This window comes from Streptomyces griseoruber (genome assembly GCF_001514205.1).
In the GTDB taxonomy this organism is placed as follows: Bacteria; Actinomycetota; Actinomycetes; order Streptomycetales; family Streptomycetaceae; genus Streptomyces; species Streptomyces griseoruber.
This window is the reverse complement of the sequence record NZ_KQ948766.1, coordinates 345,583-364,204: the sequence shown is the minus strand read 5'-3', so window position 1 is coordinate 364,204 and position 18,622 is coordinate 345,583. Positions and strand designations below refer to the sequence as shown.

Below are 18,622 nucleotides of genomic sequence, written 5' to 3'. Positions count from 1 at the left end.
TCCGGGTATCCGTACTAAGAATGCACATGACAAAACAGCGGGCGGCCGGAAGATCTCCGGTCGCCTCGTCGTAAGAGGGGACCCCCACATGAGAAAGCCTCTCGTCGCCGCGCTCACCGCCCTGGCCATCGCCGGGATCGGGGCGGCACCGGCCGTCGCGGCACCCGCGGCCAAGGCGGACACCAAGGCGGACAGCAAGGCGGACACCCGGGCGGCCGCGCCCACGTTGCAGGCCGTCACCCTCGCCGGGACCGTCGCGCTCAGCAACTGTTCCGGATCGGTCATCCGCTTCCCGAACTCCCTGGACACCGACCCGGCGCTGGTGCTCAGCAACGGCCACTGCCTGACGTCCGGCTTCCTGGACCCGGGCGAGGTCCTCACCAACCAGACCTCCACCCGGACCTTCGGGCTGCTCAACTCCTCCGGCACCCGGGTCGCGACCCTGCGCGCCAGCAAGCTCGCCTACGCGACGATGACCGACACGGACGTGTCGATCTACCAGCTGACCAGCACCTACGCGACGATCAAGAGCGCGTACGGGATCTCCGCGCTGACCGTGCAGGACACCCACCCGACCGCCGGCACCGCCATCACCGTGGCCTCCGGCTACTGGAAGACGCTCTACAACTGCAACATCGACGGGTTCGCCTACCGCCTCAAGGAGGGCGACTGGACCTGGAAGGACTCCGTCCGCTACACCTCGGCCTGCCAGACCATCGGCGGCACCTCCGGCTCGCCGGTGATCGACCAGTCCACCGGCAAGGTCGTCGCCGTCAACAACACCGGCAACGAGGACGGCGCGACCTGCACGGAGAACAACCCCTGCGAGGTCAGTGAGAGCGGCACCGTCACCGTGCGCAAGGGCATCAACTACGCGCAGGAGATCTACCAGATCCCCGCGTGCTTCACGACGGGCAACCAGCTCAACCTGAGCGCGAGCGCCTGCGTGCTGCCCAAGCCGTAAGGCACCGGCGGGTGTTCCGTCACATGGGACTGCGACGGACCGCCCGCCCGGCCAGGACATCCGTGCGGCGGCCGTCCTCGATCACGAAACGGCCGTCGACCAGGACGTGCGGGATGCCCGTGGGCAGGGTGCGCGGGGTGGCGTACGTCGCGCCCGCCGCCACCGTCGCCGGGTCGAACAGGACCAGGTCGGCGCGGAACCCCTCACGGACCAGGCCCCGGTCGGGCAGGCGGAGGCGGGCCGCCGGGCGGCCGGTCAGATGGGCCACGCACTCCTCCAGGGACAGGATGCCCAACTCCCGTACGTAGTGGCCGAGATAGTGCGGGAAGGTGCCGTAGGCGCGCGGGTGCGGTTTGGCGCCGTGCAGGACGCCGTCCGAGCCGCCCGTGTGGACGCGGTGGCGCATGATGGCCCGGACGTTCTCCTCGTGGCCCACGTGCTGGAGGATCGTCGGGCCGAGGCCGTCGTCGAGCAGCAGCCGGCGGGCCGTCGCCCAGGGCGCCTCGCCGCGCAGGGACGACGACTCCAGGACCGTACGGCCGACGAAACCGCCCAGTGCCGGGTCGGTCACCCCGGAGATCTCCACGGTGTCCCAGTCCACCGGCACCCCGTGGCAGCCGTCCGCGCCGGTCACCTCCAGGTCGTGGCGGATCCGCTCGGCGGTCCCGTCGTCGGCGAGCCGGCGCAGGATCTCCCCGGGACCGCCCTCGCTCGCCCAGCTCGGCAGCAGGGCCACCAGCGTGGTGCAGCCGGGCGTGTAGGGATAGGTGTCGAGCGTGATGTCGGCGCCGGCGTCGAGCGCCTCGTCGAGGAGGGTCAGCAGCTCGGGCGCCCGCCCCCGGTTCACCCCGAAGTTCAAGGTGGCGTGGGCGAGGTGCAGGGCGCAGTCCGCCTCCCCGGCCAGCTTCACCATCTCCGCGTACGCCTCCAGCGCGCCCGCCCCGTAACTGCGGTGGTGGGGGCAGTAGTAGCCGCCGTGGCGGGCCACCACCCGGCACAGCTCGGTCAGTTCGGCGTTCTCGGCGTACATCCCGGGGGTGTACGTCAGCCCCGACGACAGGCCGACCGCGCCCTGTTCCAGGCCCTCCGCCACCAGGTGCCGCATCCGGTCCAGCTCGCGGGGCGTGGCCGGGCGGTCCTCCCAGCCGACGACGAGGGCGCGGACCGTGCCCTGCGGGACCAGGTAGGCCGCGTTCACCGCGATGCCCCGGTCGAGCCGGTCCAGGTACTCGCCCACCGAGCGCCAGTCGAAGTCGATGTCGTCGCCGGTGCCGTTCCAGCCGGCGATGGCCCGGCGGACCTCGCCCAGGGTGCGGTCGTCGACCGGGGCGTACGACAGCCCGTCCTGGCCCAGGACCTCCAGCGTCACCCCCTGCGCGGCCTTGGCGCTGTGGTCGGGGTCGCGCAGCAGGGCCAGGTCGCTGTGCGCGTGCATGTCGATGAAGCCGGGGGCGAGGACCAGCCCCTCCGCGTCCAGCTCCCGTACCGCCTTCGGCCGCTGACAGCCCGCCGCCGCGGCCTCCCGGACGATCGCGACGATCCTGCCGTCGTCGATCACCACGTCCGCGCGGTAGGAGTCCGCGCCGCTGCCGTCGACGACGTCCGCGTCCCGGACGACGAGGTCTTCCATGCCCGGCCCTCCGCTCAGGGGAACGTACGGATGTGTCAGAAGAACGTACGGATGTACTCGACGACCGTGCCGTCCGCCCGCGCGACCGGGATCAGCGGCCACTTGTCGAACGACGTGCACGGATGCGACAGCCCGAGCCCGACCCAGTCGCCGACCTCGACATCCGCCTCCTCGGTGGTGCGCAGCCAGGCGTGCTGGTCGGACAGGGCGGTGACCGACACCCCGGTGGCCGGGCGTTCCGCACCGTTGCGGCGGACCACCTGGGCGAACGGCAGGTCCAGGTCGTAGGCGGCGTCCCGCTTGCCCGCGTTGACGAACGCCTGGCCCGGTGAGGGGCGGGAGACCACCTGTGTCCACAGCCGGAACGCGGGCTCCAGGGCACCCTCCTGCGGCACCCGGTTGAACGGGGTGAGCCGGCGGTAGTGACCGTCGTCGTGCGAGACGTACGCGCCGGAGCGCAGCAGCTTCAGCACCGGGGAGGACAGCTCGGGGATCTCCGCGAACACCTCGGCGACCCCGTCGAACCAGGCGCTCCCGCCCGCGCTGACGACGATCTCCGCCACCCCGGCGAACCGCCCCGCCCTGTCGAAGTCGGCGGCGAGCGCCACCAGCCGGCGCAGCCAGGCCCGCACCCGCTCCTCGTCGGCCCGCGGGACCTCGCCCTCGTACCCCGCGACCCCCACCAGCCTGAGGGTCGCCGTGGCGGCCACCGCGTCCGCGACGGCCGTGCACTCCGCCTCCGTACGGACCCCGGTGCGGGCGCCCTCCCCGGCGGCGAGCTCGACGACGACGTCCAGCGGGCGGGCCGCCCCGGCGAGTGCCGCGTCCATCAGCTCGACCCCGCGCACCGAGTCGACGTAACAGACGAAACGGAAGTCCGGGTCGGCGTCGAGCTGTCCGGAGATCCAGCGCAGGGCCGCCGGGTCCACGAGCTGGTTCGCGAGGAACACCCGCCCGACGCCGTACGCCCGCGCCACCCGGACCTGGTGCGGGACGGCGAGGGTGATGCCCCAGGCGCCGTACTCGATCTGCCGCCGGAAGAGCTGGGGCGCCATGGTCGTCTTGCCGTGCGGGGCGAACGCGAGTCCGTGCCGGGTCGCGTACGTCTCCATCAGACGCAGATTGTGCTCCAGGCGCTCGGCGGAGAGGGCGAGCACCGGGGTCGTGAAACCGTCGGTGAAGAGGTTGCGGCGCTGGGCGGTCAGCTCGGCGACGGTGAGGCCGTCGGCGTCCGGCGGGAGGCCCTTGAAGCGGTGGTCGACTGCTTCCTCCGCGAGGCGGGCGAGCGCTTCCGTACCGGACACGAGGCCTCCCTGATCGAGTGCGTTGCCTTCGGCGCCGCATTTCATGTTGCATTATCTGCAACGTTCATTGCGTATGTCGCTTACCGCTGTCTAACATCCACGCCAATGCCGGGTCAATGGCGACGCCGTGACCCTCCGCCCTCGACGAGGAGCTACGACCATCGTGACTGCCCCCGACGTCGTGGACGTCGTCGCGCTCGGCGAGTCCATGGTCACGTTCCTGCCCACCCGCCCCGGCCGACTCGCCGACGTCCCCTCCTTCGACCGGGGGATCGGCGGCGCGGAGTCCAACGTGGCGTGCGGGTTGGCCGCCGCCGGCCATGCGGTGAGGTGGGTCAGCCGGGTCGGGGCGGACGGGTTCGGCGATCACCTGGTCGAGGCGATCGGAGCGTACGGCGTCGACGTCGCCTCCGTCGGCCGTGACCCGTCCCGTCCCACGGGCGTGTACTTCCGTACGGCGGGGGACCGGGCCGGCGCGGACCACGAGGTGGCCTACTACCGGGCGGGGTCGGCGGCCTCGGCGATGTCCACGGCCACGGTGGAGCTGGCGGCGGTGCGGGCGGGGCGGGTGCTGCACCTGTCGGGGATCACGGCGGCGTTGTCGCCGCAGTGCCGCGAACTGCTGTGGGAGCTGACCGGACCCGGCCCGGGCCGTCCCCTCGTCTCCTTCGACGTCAACCACCGCACCGGCCTGTGGCCGACGGCCGACGGGCCGAGGGTGCTGCTGGAGCTGGCGCACCGGGCGGATCTCGTGTTCGTGGGGGAGGACGAGGCGGAGGAGGCGTGGGGGGTGACGGGTGGGCCGTCGGCGATCCGGGACGTGCTGCCCGAGCCGCAGGTGCTGGTGGTGAAGGAAGGCGGGAGGGGGGCCACTGCCTTCGTCTCGTCCGCGGGTGCGCGGGGGCCGGCCGCGCCCACACGGCGGGGCCGCACATGTCAGGGCCCCACGCCCCCCGGGCCGGCCGACTCCCGTGGCGTCTTCGTCCCCGCTCTGACCGTCGACGTCGTGGCAACCACCGGCGCCGGGGACGCCTTCGCCGCCGGGTTTCTCTCCGCGACCCTGCGGGGGCTTCCCCTCCGGGACCGGCTGCGGCACGGGCATCTCACGGCCGCCGCCGCCCTCACCGTCCCCGGTGACCTCACCGTGCCCCCCTCCCGCGACCACGCCGACCGGCTCGCGGGGCTCGACGACCACGCGTGGGGGACACTTCGACTCGGCCCCGGCTGGACACAGGCCGGGGCGGCCCCGGAGGAGGTACGCACCCCATGAGCCAGACCGTCGACCGCGCGCTGAGCATCCTGCCGCTGCTCGCCGAGGGCCCCGCCGATCTCGGACAGGTCGCCGACCGCCTCGGCGTGCACAAGTCGACGGCCCTGCGGCTGCTGCGCACCCTCCATGAACACGGCCTGGTCTACCGCCAGTCCGACCAGCGCTACCGCCTCGGCGCCCGCCTCTTCGCCCTCGCCCAGGAGGCGATGGAGAACCTCGACATCCGCGAGATCGCCCACCCCCACCTCGTCCGCCTCAACGAGCAGTGCGGACACACCGTGCATCTCGCCGTGTACGAGGAGGGCGAGGTCCTCTACATCGACAAGGTCGAGAGCCGTTACCCGGTGCGGATGTACTCGCGGATCGGCAAGCCCGTGGCCATCACGGTCGCCGCCGTCGCCAAGCTGCTCCTCGCCGACCTCCCCGAGGCCGAGCGGCGCGCGGTCGCCGAGAAGCTCGAATACCCGATGTACACGGCCCGTTCCACCCCCAACGCCCCCGCTTTCCTGCGGGAGCTGGAGAAGGTGCGGGAGCAGGGCTGGGCCACCGACCTCGGCGGCCACGAGGAGTCCATCAACTGCGTCGCCGCCCCCATCCGCGGTGCGGACGGCCGGGTGGTCGCCGCGATGTCGGTCTCCGCGCCGAACGTCGTCGTCACCGCCGACGAACTCCTCACCCTCCGCCCGCTGGTGCGCCGTACGGCGGACACGATCAGCGGGGAGTACTCCGGCAGGACACCGATCAAGGAAGCCACCTGATGACCGAGAAGATCGCGCTCACCCCGAAGACCCACACCACCCCGCCCGCGAAGTTCTCCCACGGCGTGCGCAAGGGCAACCTCCTCCAGGTCGCCGGCCAGGTCGGCTTCCTGCCCGCCGAGGAGGGCAGGCCCCCGACGCCGGCCGGGCCCACCCTGCGCGAGCAGACCCTCCAGACCCTCGCCAACGTGGAGGCGATCCTCCGGGAGGGCGGGGCGCGCTGGGAGGACGTGATGATGATCCGCGTCTATCTGACGGACGTGGACCACTTCGCGGAGCTGAACGAGATCTACGACGCCTACTTCGCGGACCTCACCGAGGCGCCCGCCGCCCGCACCACCGTCTACGTCGGTCTCCCCGCCGGGCTCCTCGTCGAGATCGACGCGCTCGCCGTACTCGGCTGACGCGGCCGGGTTGAGCGTGTTCGGGTGAGCCTCTCCCTTGTAGGTCTCCGGTAACGAAGTAGGGGCTGGCTGTGTCCGGCACAGGATCTTCGACCATACTTCGCGCTGTGGAGCAGCAGCGGATAGGTTCGAGCAGCAAGCCCCTGGAGGGCGCCGGATTCGACCCGGCGTTCATCCCCGGACTCTCGTCGCCTCCCAAGGCGGAGCCGGAGGACGCGAAGCCGCCCGAGGAGGCCGAGGAGTCCGAGGAGACGGCCGAGGCCGAGTCCGAGGAGACCGGGGTCGTCGACGAGACCCCGGCCGCCGAGGAGGCCCCCGCCGAGGAGGAGGCCTCCGACGGCCCCGTCTTCGAGGCCGCCGACCGCCGGGCGCGGATCACCGCCGACGCCAAGGGCGTCCGGCTCCGCCTCGACGAGGAGGCGTGCGAGTTCCGCTGGGACGAGATCGGCGCCATCGAGACCGAGGCCCCGCGCTTCGGCAAGCGGTTCACCATCACGGTCCACACCCCTGACCGCCGCTGGTACCCGATCGAGATCGAGGCGACGGCCAGGTCCCGCTTCAAGGAGTGGGAGACGTCATTGGACGAGGTCCTCGACGCGTACTTCGAAGAGGGCGACGACTAGTCCCGCCTAGCCGCAGTACTGGGCGGCCTTGCCGATGGACCGGTACATGCAGTCCGCGTTCTCCAGCAACTGCAGCACCGCGTCCCGGTTCCGGGAGGTCTCCCGCTCGATCACCTCGTCGGGCGGGTAGAACCCACCCCCGGAGCTGGACGTCGGATACATCTCGAACGTGTACGAGAAGATCTTGTGCACGCCCCAGAGATAGTCGTCGATCGTCCCGTCGGTGATGTACAGGTCGCTCGACTGCTCCGCGGTGTACCCGTTGCTGGCCGCCATCTTCTGCCCCACCGCCTTGAACGCGGCGTTGTCGTCGGCCGTCATCCCGGTCGCCGTGTCCGAGTACGTGTACCCGAACGGCCACAGCACCAGCTCGCTGTAGGTGTGGAAGTCGATCCCGGCGGTGATCTGCTGCTTGCCGCCCACGACCCGGCTGCGGACGAAGTCGGAGACGACCTTCACCTCGGGCGCGGACTCGGCCGAGGCGCCCCGGTAGGTCTCGGAGGACGTGGAGCCGGAGGAGCCGCCGCAGCAGCCGAACTTGTAGTTCCAGTTCCGGTTGAGGTCGGTACCGACGTACGAGGAACCGGAGTTGGGCTGCCGGTTCTTGCGCCAGGAGCGGTAGGAACCGGTGGCGATGTCGTACTCGCCGCCGTCCGGGTTGAGGTCGGGGATGATCCAGATCTCCCGTCCGTTGACCATGTTGGTGACCCGGGAGTCGGTGCCGTAGCCGGCGCCCAGCTCGCGGAGCAGATACAGCGCCATCTCGACGGTGAGGTGCTCACGGGCGTGCTGGTGGTGGGTGAACAGCACCTCCGGCTCGGCCTCGTCGGTGCCGACGTTGTCGCTGATCTTGATGGCGACGATGTCCCGGCCACCGTACGACTTGCCGATGACCTGCTTGCTCATGATGCTCGGGTAGGCCGCGACGCGCTGGTCGATCTCCGCGGTCATCTCGGCGTAGTTGTGGTACTTGGCGTCCGCCGTCGGGAAGTCGAACAGGCGCACCTCGTCCGCGGCGAGGCGGTCGGGCGCGGAGCCCACCGGGGTGACCTCGTACCCCTGGGCGCGCAGTCTGGCGATCTGGTCGGCGCGGCCGGAGACCACCACGGTCTCCTCGTCGGCCTCGTCGACGCTCACCCCGGCGCGGGCGATCGCGGTGCGGGTGACCGGGGTGTTGTCGGCGACATGGATCTCGTACTGGCGGATGTCGTCGGCGGAGGCGGTCGCCTTCGGAGCGCTGTCGGCCGAGGCGTGGCCGGCCGTCGCCGAGAGGGGGGCCGCGAGGGCGAGGGCCAGCAGGGTGGCGAGGGCAGCGGTGCGTTTGCCGCTGCGGGCGCGGGTGGCGCCGGCGCCTGAGCCGCGGATGCGAAGTCGCATGAACTCTCCTTGTGGGGAGTGGTCGTGGGGGGCCGTGCTGTGCGCTTGCTGTGTGCGGCGGTGCGGTGTCGCACATGGTCCGGTGTTGGCATGGTCAGGTCAAGACAGCGCATATCGCCGCTGGCCTGAATCATGCGGAAAGGGACGAGCCGATCGGCGGCGCAGTGTACGCGTGGGCGTGTCGCCGCGAACGGACCTCGCGGAAGTGCACCCGTGGGGGTGAGGGCGAGGTGCATATATGTACAACCCGGGGAAGCCTGAGGGTCCGCACGCACGCACCCCCCAGAGGACTGGCTGATCATGGGCGGATCAGCGCCGCGCCGGGACTGCCACCTGCCGGTGGAGACGACCAGCTTCGTCGACCGGCGGAGCGAACTGGCCGAAGGGCGCGAACTCTTGGCCAGGGCGAGGCTGGTCACCCTGACGGGCCCGGGCGGCGTGGGCAAGACCCGCCTCGCCGGCCGGATCGCGGCCCGCGTCGGACGCGCCTTCCCCGACGGCGTCCGCTTCGTCCACCTCTCCGGCCTGCACGACCCGGCCCTGGTCCCACTGGCCGTGGCCGACGCGCTCGGCCTGCACGACCACTCCGAACGCCCGGCGCTGGACTCCCTCGTGGAGCGGGTACGCGAACGCAGACTGCTCCTCGTCGTCGACAACTGCGAGCATCTGGCGACCGCCTGCGCCGCCCTAGCCGGCGCCCTGCTGCGCGGCACCACCGGCATCCGTGTCCTCGCCACCAGCCGCCACCGCCTCGGACTCACCGAGGAACACCTCATGGAGGTACGGCCGCTGCCGGTACCCGACCCCGACGGCGACCTCACCGCCGCCGACGGCTACCCCGCCCTCGCCCTGTTCGCCGACCGCGCCGCCGCGGTGGTCCCCGGCTTCCGTCTCACCGCCGCGAACCGCTCCGCCGTCGCCCGCCTCTGCCGCCGCCTCGACGGACTCCCGCTCGCCATCGAACTGGCCGCCGTCCGGATGCGCGTCCTCGACGTCCACCAGCTCCTCGCCCGCCTCGACGACCGCTACCGCCTCCTCACCGGCGGCAGCCCCGCCGTACTGCCCCGCCACCAGACCCTGCGGGCGGCCGTCGACTGGAGCCACGAGCTGTGCGACGCGCGGGAGCAGGCGGTGTGGGCGCGGTTGTCGGTGCTGGCGGGAAGCTTTGACCTGGCGGCCGCCGAAGCGGTGTGTTGTGGGGGTGGGGTGGCTGAGGGTGCCGACGTTCTCGAAGCCGTTGCCGGACTCGTCGACAAATCCGTCCTCTGCCGGGAAACCGGGCCCGACGGCGGGCTGCGCTACCGGCTGCTCGACAGCCTGCGGCACTACGGGCTCGAGCGGCTGCGCGAGATGCCGGGGGAGGAGCGGGCCGCCCGGGTCCGGCACCGGGACTGGGTCCAGCAACTGGCCGCCACCTGTGAGCGGGAGTGGTTCGGGCCCGGGCAGCCCGGGATCGTCGCCCGGCTGCGCGCCGACCGGGACAACATCCGCGCCGCCCTGGACTTCAGCCTCACCACCCCCGGAGAGGCCCATGCCGGGCTGCGGCTGGCCGGCATCCTGTGGTTCCACTGGCATGCCTGCGGAGCCCCCCGCGAAGGCCGGTACTGGCTCGACCGCGCCCTCGACGCCAACCCCGACCCCAGCCCCGAACGGGCCCGTGCCCTGTGGACGGCGGGCCTGCTCGCCGGCTGCCCCGAGGACCTCACCCGGGGCCGCCGCCGAGCCGAGGAGGCCCGTGCCCTCGCCCGGCGCCTCGGCGACCCGGCCGAGGCCGCCCACGCCGACTACGTCATCGGTGTCATCCGGCTGTTCAGCGACGACATCCCCGGCGCCCTCGCCCACTTCCGCGCCGCCGTGGCCCGCGGCCGCGCCCCCGGCCAGCACCTCAGCCTCCTCGGCCTGGACCACGTCGAACTCGCCTGCGCCCTCGCCTTCCTGGGCCGGGCCGACGAGGCCATCGAGGTGTGCGAGGAGATCCGCCGGCTGTGCGCGGAGCACGGCGAGCAGTGGGTGCTGTCGTACGGGGAACGCATCCTCGCCCTCGCCCACGCCGTGAAGGGGGACGGCGAGCGGGCGGAGGCGCACGCCCGTGAGGCACTGCGGCTCAAGCTCGCGGTCCACGACGTCGTCGGCATCGGCCTCACCCTCGATCTGCTGGCCCGGATCGCCGCCGACCGCGGCGCCCACCGCCGTGCGGCCCTCGTGCTCGGCGGTGCCGACCGGGCCTGGACCGACGTGGACCGCGACCGCTGGGGCGCGGCCTGCCTCAACGCCACCCGCCGCGCCGCCGAGGACCGGGTCCGCGAGGCGATCGGGGCTGCCGCCTACCGCCGGGCCTACGACCGGGGCACCGCCCTCGCCCTGCCCGAACTCGCCGCCCGCGTCCTGGACGACACGGGGGACGACACCGGGCTCGCCCGCCCCGACGGACACCCCGAGGAGCCGCCCGCCGCCGCCACCGTCCGCCTGACCCGACGCGAGGCCCAGGTCGCCGAACTCGTCGCCGAGGGACTCGCCAACCAGCAGATCGCCGACCGACTGGTGATCGCCCGCCGCACCGCCGAAGGACATGTCGAACGCATCCTCAGCAAGCTCGGCTTCAGCAACCGCAGCCAGATCGCCGCCTGGGTGGCGGCCCAGCGCTGACCGGACCCCGCGCCACCGCACCCACCCGACCCACCCCATCGATCCACGAGGGACCCATGACCGCTCCGTCCTCGCCCTCCCCGTCCCCTTCTCCCTCTCCGTCCGTGTCCGGCACGTTCGACCACCGCATGACCGTCTTCGGCACCGACGAGGGCTTCCTCGCCGATGCCCTGCCCTTCCTCGCCGAGGGGCTCGCCGCCCCCGACGAGCCGCCGCCGATGGCGATCCTCGCCCCCGACCGGCTGGACCTCCTGCGCGACGCCCTCGGCGCCGACGCCCGCCACATCGGCTTCCTCCCGCACACCGACTGGTACACCGGCTCCGCCGCCAACGCCGTCGCCCGCGCCGCCGCCCACCTCGCCGGACACGGCGGCCCCGGCGGCCGGATGCACCTCCTCATGGAACCGGTGTGGAACGGCCGCGCCGGCCGCTCCCCCCGCGAGAGCGCCGAGTGGATCCGCTACGAGGCCCTCGCCAACCTCCTCTTCGCCTCCGCCGCGACCACCGCGATGTGCGTCTACGACACCCGTACCGCGGGCGGGGTCCTCATCGAGGCGGCCCGCCGCGCCCACCCCGGCACGGGCGTGTACGAGGACCCGGTCCTGATCGCCGCCGAACTGGACGCCGTACCGCTGCCGCCGACCCCGTCCGACGCGCGGCGGCTCTCCGAACCGGCGCCCGAGGCCGTGCGCGCCTGGGCCGCCGGGCGTGGGCTGGGCGGCGCCGACGCGGAGACGTTCACCACGGCCGTCACCGAGGCCGCCACCCTCGGCCGGGTCACCGGCGCGGCGCTCTGGGGCGAGGCGCCCGGCTGTGTCTGCGAACTCCTGCTGGCCGAACGGATCGACGACCCGCTCGTCGGTTTCGTCCCGCCCCCGGCCGCCGGGCCGGCCCCCGGCCAGGGGCTCTGGTACGCCCGCCAGGTGTGCGCGTACGTCGACGTCCGCGACGCCGGTGGCGGGGGTACGGCCGTACGGTTGCAGTACGCGTGAGCCCACCCGGGTGAGCGGTGCGGGTACGGAATCGGGTAGTCCTCCCCGTACGGGAAAGGCCCGGGGAGGACATCCTGAGGCCATGGCCATGCTGCGACTCTCCGGCGGAGGACCCCGCCCGGAACCCGCCCCTCGCTACGGCGCCCATCCCCAGCCGCCGATGGGCGCCGGCCACTGGAGTGCCGAGTACGAACCCCGGCCCGCCGTCGTGCGGGAGGCACGGGCGCAGGTGCGCAGACAGCTGGAGGGGTGGGGGCTCGCGGAGCGCGGCGATCTGGTCGACACCGCCGAGCTGCTCGTCAGTGAGCTGGCCACGCATGCGCTGCTCCGGTCGGGGAGCCGTTTCCGGCTCACGCTGACGGCCGCGCACGGGGTGCTGCGGTGCGAGGTGGCGGACCGGGGGTGGTGCGGGCCGGAGGAGGAGAAGGAGGAGGAGGGCTGCCGGGCGGAGAGCGGGCGGGGGCTGTTCCTGGTGGACGCGATGGCCCGGCGGTGGGGGTGCCGGCGGGAGGGCGCGGGGAGGACCTCGTGGTTCGAGCTGGGAACGTGCCCTTTCGGGCACTGATTAGTTGCGCAGGGCAAGTTTGAGTTTCTCAAGCTTGAGTTTGGCAAGTACCCCTCCTAGGCTCGTGCTCCCCCAGGAGAGGTGCCCCGCCGTGGCCGTGACCGTGCTGGACGACAAGACCGCCCTCGTGCTGATCGACCTTCAGGCGGGCACGCTCGCCGCCCCGACCAAGCCCTACCCGGCGGCCGACGTGGTCGCCCGGGCCGCCACGCTCGCCGACGGATTCCGGGCCGTCGGCGCCCCCGTGATCCTGGTCCGCATGGCCACCTCGCCCGACGGCGCCGACGCCGTGCCCGGCCGCAGTGAGGCGGCCCGGCTGGCCGGCGGCCGCTCCCGCCCCTACGACCTCGGCCCGATCGCCGAACCGCTCACCGGCCACGACGGGGACATCCTCGTCACCAAGCGGAACTGGGGCGCCTTCCTCGGCACCGACCTGGACATCCAGCTGCGCCGCCGGGGCATCACCCAGATCGTCCTCGGCGGCATCGCCACCAGCCTCGGCGTCGAGTCGACCGCCCGCGCCGCCCATGAGCACGGCTACCACGTCACGTTCGCCGTCGACGCGATGACCGACATCGACGAGGACGCCCACCAGCACAGCGTGTCGTACCTCTTCCCGCTGATCGGCGAGCCGGGGACCACCGAGGAGATCCTGGCGCTGCTCAAGGGGTGACCGTGTCGGTCAGCCACTGCGGGCTGAGCGCGATCCGCCGCAGATCGCCCAGGGTGAGGGCGGGCGCCTTGCGGGTCGCGTCCTTGTTCTGGTCACCGGTGTTGAAGGCGCTGATCACGACCCGCAGCCCGTTCTTGCGCAGGGTGTCCGCCGTCCACATCACGACCCCCGCCCCGCCCTTCTCGCCGGGCTCCTCGCGGACCGTGACCAGGGTGCCGTCGGCCAGGGTCTCGGTGCCGGAGCCGAAGAGCTCGCCGGTGACATCGGACATGCCGGGCTGCACATTGACCTGGACGAGGCTGCGGCCCTTGCCGTCGTCGACGACGAAGTAGCCGTACCCGGTCTCCTCGCTGCCGCTGGAGACGATGGCGGCCTTCTTGGGCAGCAGCAGCTTGAGCTTGCGCAGGATCGTCGGCCCGGTCAGTTCCCCGGGACGGGTGGGGCCACCGGTGGCGGCGCTCGGCGTCTTCACCTCCGGGAGGGCGTCGATGATCTCGCGCCACTCGGCGGCCGAGGCGAGCGCCTTCAGCTGCTTCGGGCCCAGGGGCGGATCGGTCCGGGTGATCGGCTTGCCCTTCTCCGCCGGGGAGTTCCACTCGATGACGCCGACGTGGTGGCCGTCCGGGGTGACGAGATCGGCGCCCCACGCCTTGGTGTCGACCCGGCGGTCGGGATACTCGTAGCCCTGGTAGACCGTGATCGCGGAGCCGTCGGGCAGGCTCTCCGTCGTGCAGCTGTCGAAGTCCGACTGCGTTCCCTCGGGGCAGGGCATCACCTCGGCGGAGGGATTGAGGTTCCGTCCGCTCGCTGTGATCCGCTCCAAGCCCACGGAGAGGGATCCCTCGCCGTGGCCGTCGTCGAACACCCCCACCGCGAGCGGCGGCAGCTCTTCGTCGGTGCCGCGCGCCTCCGTGCTGGTGAACCTGCCCCGGGGGAGCAGCTTCTGGAGGGTGCGCACGACGTCGTCGGCGGAGTAGGTGCGCGCCGGATCGGGGGTGCCGCTGCCGGCGACCGAGGAGGGGTGCGGGGCGGGCGTGCCGTGCCAGGGCACGAGCAGCGCGCCGCCCACCCCGACGAGCGCGAGGCTCGCCGCGCTCCCCGCGAGCGCGGCCCGGCGCTGCAACTGGAGCCGCCGGCCGCGCCGGGCACCCGCGGCGGCGAGTTCGGTGCGCGGGGCGTCGAAGGCGCCCCCGACCTCGTGCAGTGCGGCGGTGAGACGGTCCTCGAAGGGGCCGGTGTGCTGGTCTGCGGGCATGGTGAACCACCGTTTCCACGGGCTCTGGATGAAGTCGAAGTGAGGGGGCGCGTGGTCAGGGGCGTACGTACTCGCCGATGTCCTCGCCCAGCAGCTCCCGCAGCCGTCCCAGCGCCCGCGAGGACCGGGTCCGTACGGCCGCCGAGCTGGCGTTCAGGGCACCGGCGGTCTCCTCGATCGACCGGTCCTCCCAGTACCGCAGCACCACCACGGCCCGGTCCTTCGCGGGCAGCCGGCCGAGCGCCTGGAGCAGGGTGAGCCGCAGCGGTGTGTCGGTGCCGCCGCCGTCCGGCAGGTCGGGGAACGTCTCCACGGCCCGCTCCCGGCTGCTGCGTCTGCGCTGATGGGCGAGGTAGGTGCGGGTCAGGACGGTCTGCGCGTACGCCGCCGGGTTGTCCGCCCGGGACACCCGGCCCCAGCGGACGTACAGCCTGCCGAGGGTCTCCTGCACCAGATCCTCGGCGAGATGGGTGTCCCCGGCGGTGAGCAGACACGCGGACCGGTACAGATGCCCGGTGCGCGCCGCCGCGAACTCGGCGTACTCGTCCGCACGGACCTTCCTCATACGAGTCCCCCTGTGTCAGCCGCTCTGTTCGGTCGCTGTGCCGTCCTCACCTCCTTGATGCGGTGGGACGGGGGAAATGTTTCAGGGGGGACCGAAAGTGGGTGCACAGGGGGCTCCGGGTAGGTTGCCCGGGTGACAGACCAGCCGCCGCCACCCCCGGCCGTCCCGCCGGGCTTCGGACCGCCCCCGCCCCCGTACGCGCCGGGGCCGCCGCAACCCGCCCCTCCCGGGCCCGAGTTCCTCGCCGTCGACAAGCACAACTCGATCGTCGTCGACGTCTCCGGCGTGGCCTTCGAGATGTACGACATCACGGTCGACTTCCCCTGGCCCGAGATCCGCAGCGTCCACTACAAGGCGAGCCCCAACGGCAAGGCGCTGATGGTCGCCGTGGTCCACCTGGACGGCCGGGTGTACGAGTGCGTCGTGAACGCCCGGCCGCGCGAACTGCTCCAGACCTGGTTCACGCAGCTGGCCTGGGTGCTCGGCCACTACCGGCCGCTGGGCTAGGCGGGATCTGCAACCCAGGTAAGAGGCGGGAATACGACCCGAGCGGGAGTCGGGCCCCTCACCTGCGGCCCTAGCCTGGGCGCACCATGAAGCGAACCGACGACCGGCTGATCCCGGTCCTGCTGATCTGCGTCCAGGCGCTGGTGTGGCCCGGGGCGGCGCTCGTGCGCGGCAGCGTCCCCTCCGCTTCCGACCTGCTCGTGGCCGCCCTGGTCGCCGGACCGCTGACCGCCGCGCTCGCCCTGCGCCGGGCCCGCCCGGTGACCACCCTGGTCCTGGTGGCCGTCGCCTGCGGGCTGGGGGCCGGGCCGCTGCCCACGGGGGCGGTGGCCGTGTTCGGGACCGCGGGTGCCGCGCTGGCCCTGTTCACCGTGGCGAGCGAGCGCGACACCTTCACCGCCGTACTGTGCGTGGTCGCGCTCCCCTTCTGGCAGTTGACGCAGGACGTCACCCTGCACGGGCTCAGGGACGGCGACGGCCTGGGCGTCGCCCTCACCGCCCTGCTGTACGGGGCCGCGTGCGGCGGCGGCCTGGTGGCCCGGCGGGTCCGGCGGGCCCGGCAGGCGGCCGAGCGGGCGCTGCGCCGCGCCGAGGCCGAGCGCCACCGGCTCCCCGCCGCCGAACGGCGCCGGATGGAAAGGGAGTTGCACGACGTCAGCGCCCACCATCTGACCGCCGTGGTGGTCACCGCGGGCGCGGCGCTCGGGCTGCGCGAGCGGCGCCCCGAACTGGCCCAGGAGGCCCTGCGGTTCGCGGCCGAGACCGGCCGGGAGGTCACCCGCGCCCTCGGCGCGGTCCGGGCGCCGACGCCCTCACGGGAGGAACTGCCCACGCCCGAGGAGCGGTTGCTCGCGCTCGTCGCGGGGTTCCGCAGGCTCGACCAGCCCGTGGACTGCGAGATCGACCCGCTGCCGGACGGGATCGTCGCGGACGCGGCGTACGGCATCGTGCGCGAGGCGCTGACCAACGTGGCGCGCCACGCACCCGGCGCCCGTACGACGGTGCTGTGCCGGTACGGCGACACCCGCACCGACGTCGTGGTCACCAGCGCGGCCCCGCCGGCCGGCGCGGCGGCGCACGCGGCGGGCCTCGGCGGCGGCCGCGGCCAGGGTTTCCTGCGTTCCCGCGCCCGGGAGGCGGGCGGCACCTTGAGCACCGGTCCGACGGCCGACGGCGGCTGGGAGGTGCGCGCGGCCCTGCCCGGCCGCAGCTCCGCGCCGGTGGAGGGAAGCGTGCCGCGGGGCTACCGCCTCGCCCAGGTCGTCGCCGCGCTCGGGCTGTCCCTCCAGCCACTGCTCCCGGCGCTGGTGATCCGCGCGGACACCGCGTCGTACACCTCGCACATCACGGCGGGCGCGCTGTTCGCCCTGCTCGCCGCGGCCCAGGCGGTCGCCCTGCTGTGGCTGCGCCGGACACCCCGGCTCGCCCTCGCCGCCCTGCTCGCCCTGGCCCCGCTGTGGCCGGTGGCGATGGCGCTGGGCGACTACACCGGCCCGGTGCTCCTGCCGCCCGCCCTGAGCATGCTCGCGACCTGCGCGGCACTGGCGGCACGGGTGGAACGCCGTGTGGGCGACTCCGTGGCCCTCTTCGGGGATCGTCCGCTGCTCGCGGTCGTCCTGGCGGCGGTGGTGGTCCATGCGGGGGCCGCGACCGGCGCCGTCCTGGATCGGGGTACGGCGGTGCCCGGGTGGGCGGTGGCCGCGGGCGTGACGGTGGGGGTCCTGGCGGTGGCCGGGGCGGCCGTGGGGGCCGGGGCGCGGCGGGGGCGGCGCGACCGGGCCGACCGGGGTGCGCGGGAGGAGCGCCTCGCCGCCTGGACCGGGGAGGCCGTCCGGGACGCGTGGGCCGAGCGGCGCCGGATCGCCGCCGGGCTGGAGACCACCGTGCTGGCCCGCACCGCCGGCATGGTCGCCGAGGCTGAGGCGGGGCGGCTCGACTCCACCGTCGGCCGCGCCCGGGAGGCCCTGGCCGCGATGCGCGCCCTGCTCGACGCGGTCCGGGAGGACGAGACGGCGCCCGAACTGCGCCCCCAGCCCACCCTCCAGGCCCTCGACCTGCTCGCCGCCCAGTGCCGGGCCACCGGCCGCGACATCGAGATACGGCTCACCGACCGCGTACCGGACCGGCTGCCCACGGCGGTGGACCTGACCGCCTACCATGCCGCCGAGACACTGCTCGCGGCCGGCGGCGAGGATCCCGCCCTGCTCGAACTCGACGCGGACGGAACTACGTTGACGCTGACCGCCACCGGTGTGCCGCTTGGCGCCCGCCCCGCCCTGCGGGAGAGGCTCACGGCGCGGATCGCGGCGCTCGGCGGCACCCTGACCACCGAGGCGCCCGGTCCGGTCGGCCTCCGGCTGCCGTTCGCGCCGGTGGCGGAGCAGGGTGAGGAGAAGAGGGAACGATGAGTCTCAACGTGCTGGTCGTCGACGACCAGGGCATCGTACGGGCGGGGTTCGCCGCGGTGATCGACGCCGAGGAGGACCTGACGGTCGTCGGCGAGGCCGGCGACGGCGCGAGCGCGGTGCGGCTGGCGGAGGAACTCCGTCCCGACGTGGTCGTCATGGACGTACGCATGCCCGAACTCGACGGCATCGCCGCCACCCGCATCATCACCGGCCGGGAGGACGCGCCCCGGGTCCTCGTCCTGACCACCTTCGACCTCGACGCGTATGTCTTCGACGCCCTGCGCGCCGGAGCCTCGGGCTTCCTCCTCAAGGACGTCCAGCCCGCCGAACTCCTCCAGGGCATCCGGGTGGTGGCGGCCGGGGAGAGCGTGCTCGCCCCCTCCGCGACCCGGCGGCTGATCGGCCACTACGCCGCGGGCGGCGGCGGGCAGGCCTCGTCCGGCCCGCCCGCCCCCGGACTGGACACCCTGACCGCCAGCCAGCGGGGTGTCCTCACCCTGGTGGCGGCCGGTCTCAACAACGCGGAGATCGCCGATCAGCTGGGCATCACCGTGGGCACGGTCAAGTCCCACGTCAACGCGCTGCTGCGCAAGCTCGGGCTGCGGGACCGCGTCCAGGCGACGATCCTCGCCTACGACCTGGGCCTGGCCCGCCCGAACCCACCCGGCCTGCACCTCTGAC

The 18,622-nt window shown here is 73.4% G+C and carries 17 protein-coding genes; 12 read left to right on the top strand and 5 right to left on the bottom strand.

The features are described 5' to 3' along the window. Nucleotides 1-88 precede the first annotated feature (88 nt). A complete protein-coding gene (locus AQJ64_RS13840; RefSeq protein WP_055637985.1) occupies nucleotides 89-964 on the top strand; it encodes a S1 family peptidase in 876 nt (291 codons plus the stop codon). Between the two features lie 19 nt (nucleotides 965-983). Here the strand turns inward: AQJ64_RS13840 and AQJ64_RS13835 are convergent, their stop codons facing one another. Next, nucleotides 984-2,594: an N-acyl-D-amino-acid deacylase family protein gene (locus AQJ64_RS13835; protein ID WP_055637986.1), complete on the bottom strand. Its 1,611-nt coding sequence runs from the start codon at nucleotides 2,592-2,594 to the stop codon at nucleotides 984-986. A 35-nt stretch (nucleotides 2,595-2,629) separates the two neighbouring features. Continuing rightward, nucleotides 2,630-3,943: an amino acid deaminase gene (locus AQJ64_RS13830; protein WP_055637987.1), complete on the bottom strand. Its 1,314-nt coding sequence runs from the start codon at nucleotides 3,941-3,943 to the stop codon at nucleotides 2,630-2,632. 163 nt (nucleotides 3,944-4,106) lie between these two features. Between AQJ64_RS13830 and AQJ64_RS13825 the strand changes: the two genes are divergently transcribed. The 4 genes from AQJ64_RS13825 to AQJ64_RS13810 all read left to right on the top strand — a co-directional run bounded on the left by AQJ64_RS13825 (nucleotide 4,107) and on the right by AQJ64_RS13810 (nucleotide 6,953). Further along, complete coding sequence (locus AQJ64_RS13825) at nucleotides 4,107-5,168, top strand: sugar kinase (protein ID WP_244902657.1); 1,062 nt, start codon at nucleotides 4,107-4,109, stop codon at nucleotides 5,166-5,168. After that, a complete protein-coding gene (locus AQJ64_RS13820) occupies nucleotides 5,165-5,926 on the top strand; it encodes an IclR family transcriptional regulator (RefSeq protein ID WP_055635193.1) in 762 nt (253 codons plus the stop codon). Before AQJ64_RS13825 ends, AQJ64_RS13820 begins: the two co-directional genes overlap by 4 nt. Then, nucleotides 5,926-6,330, top strand: coding sequence for a RidA family protein (locus tag AQJ64_RS13815; RefSeq protein ID WP_055635194.1), 405 nt, complete (start codon nucleotides 5,926-5,928; stop codon nucleotides 6,328-6,330). The genes AQJ64_RS13820 and AQJ64_RS13815 overlap by 1 nt, the downstream gene beginning before the upstream one ends. A 107-nt stretch (nucleotides 6,331-6,437) precedes the next feature. Continuing rightward, nucleotides 6,438-6,953, top strand: coding sequence for a hypothetical protein (locus tag AQJ64_RS13810; protein ID WP_079061642.1), 516 nt, complete (start codon nucleotides 6,438-6,440; stop codon nucleotides 6,951-6,953). Nucleotides 6,954-6,959: 6 nt separating this feature from the next. Here the strand turns inward: AQJ64_RS13810 and AQJ64_RS13805 are convergent, their stop codons facing one another. Then, nucleotides 6,960-8,330, bottom strand: a complete 1,371-nt coding sequence (locus AQJ64_RS13805; RefSeq protein WP_055635196.1) for a M14 family metallopeptidase — start codon at nucleotides 8,328-8,330, stop codon at nucleotides 6,960-6,962. Nucleotides 8,331-8,630: 300 nt separating this feature from the next. Between AQJ64_RS13805 and AQJ64_RS13800 the strand changes: the two genes are divergently transcribed. The 4 genes from AQJ64_RS13800 (at nucleotide 8,631) to AQJ64_RS13785 (ending at nucleotide 13,206) form a co-directional block, all read left to right on the top strand. Beyond that, entirely contained in the window at nucleotides 8,631-10,976 is a 2,346-nt protein-coding gene (locus AQJ64_RS13800) for an ATP-binding protein (protein ID WP_059202663.1), read from the top strand. 104 nt (nucleotides 10,977-11,080) lie between these two features. Then, nucleotides 11,081-11,968, top strand: coding sequence for an MEDS domain-containing protein (locus tag AQJ64_RS13795; protein WP_244902651.1), 888 nt, complete (start codon nucleotides 11,081-11,083; stop codon nucleotides 11,966-11,968). A gap of 82 nt (nucleotides 11,969-12,050) precedes the next feature. Continuing rightward, nucleotides 12,051-12,533, top strand: coding sequence for an ATP-binding protein (locus AQJ64_RS13790; RefSeq protein ID WP_342342289.1), 483 nt, complete (start codon nucleotides 12,051-12,053; stop codon nucleotides 12,531-12,533). A 91-nt stretch (nucleotides 12,534-12,624) separates the two neighbouring features. Then, complete coding sequence (locus tag AQJ64_RS13785; protein WP_059202662.1) at nucleotides 12,625-13,206, top strand: isochorismatase family protein; 582 nt, start codon at nucleotides 12,625-12,627, stop codon at nucleotides 13,204-13,206. On the opposite strand, the gene AQJ64_RS13780 is transcribed toward AQJ64_RS13785, so the two are convergent. Then, entirely contained in the window at nucleotides 13,196-14,461 is a 1,266-nt protein-coding gene (locus AQJ64_RS13780) for a hypothetical protein (RefSeq protein WP_059202661.1), read from the bottom strand. The two genes, AQJ64_RS13785 and AQJ64_RS13780, sit on opposite strands and share 11 nt — an antisense overlap. A 55-nt stretch (nucleotides 14,462-14,516) precedes the next feature. Beyond that, the gene (locus tag AQJ64_RS13775) at nucleotides 14,517-15,026 is read right to left on the bottom strand and encodes a SigE family RNA polymerase sigma factor (protein ID WP_059202660.1); all 510 of its coding nucleotides are present in this window, start codon (nucleotides 15,024-15,026) and stop codon (nucleotides 14,517-14,519) included. A gap of 132 nt (nucleotides 15,027-15,158) precedes the next feature. Between AQJ64_RS13775 and AQJ64_RS50065 the strand changes: the two genes are divergently transcribed. From AQJ64_RS50065 to AQJ64_RS13760, 3 genes are all read left to right on the top strand, one after another. After that, nucleotides 15,159-15,533: a hypothetical protein gene (locus AQJ64_RS50065; protein WP_059202659.1), complete on the top strand. Its 375-nt coding sequence runs from the start codon at nucleotides 15,159-15,161 to the stop codon at nucleotides 15,531-15,533. An 86-nt stretch (nucleotides 15,534-15,619) separates the two neighbouring features. Further along, nucleotides 15,620-17,941, top strand: a complete 2,322-nt coding sequence (locus tag AQJ64_RS13765; RefSeq protein ID WP_059202658.1) for an ATP-binding protein — start codon at nucleotides 15,620-15,622, stop codon at nucleotides 17,939-17,941. Beyond that, the gene (locus AQJ64_RS13760; RefSeq protein ID WP_059202657.1) at nucleotides 17,938-18,621 is read left to right on the top strand and encodes a response regulator; all 684 of its coding nucleotides are present in this window, start codon (nucleotides 17,938-17,940) and stop codon (nucleotides 18,619-18,621) included. Before AQJ64_RS13765 ends, AQJ64_RS13760 begins: the two co-directional genes overlap by 4 nt. The last annotated feature ends 1 nt before the right edge of the window (nucleotide 18,622 follow it).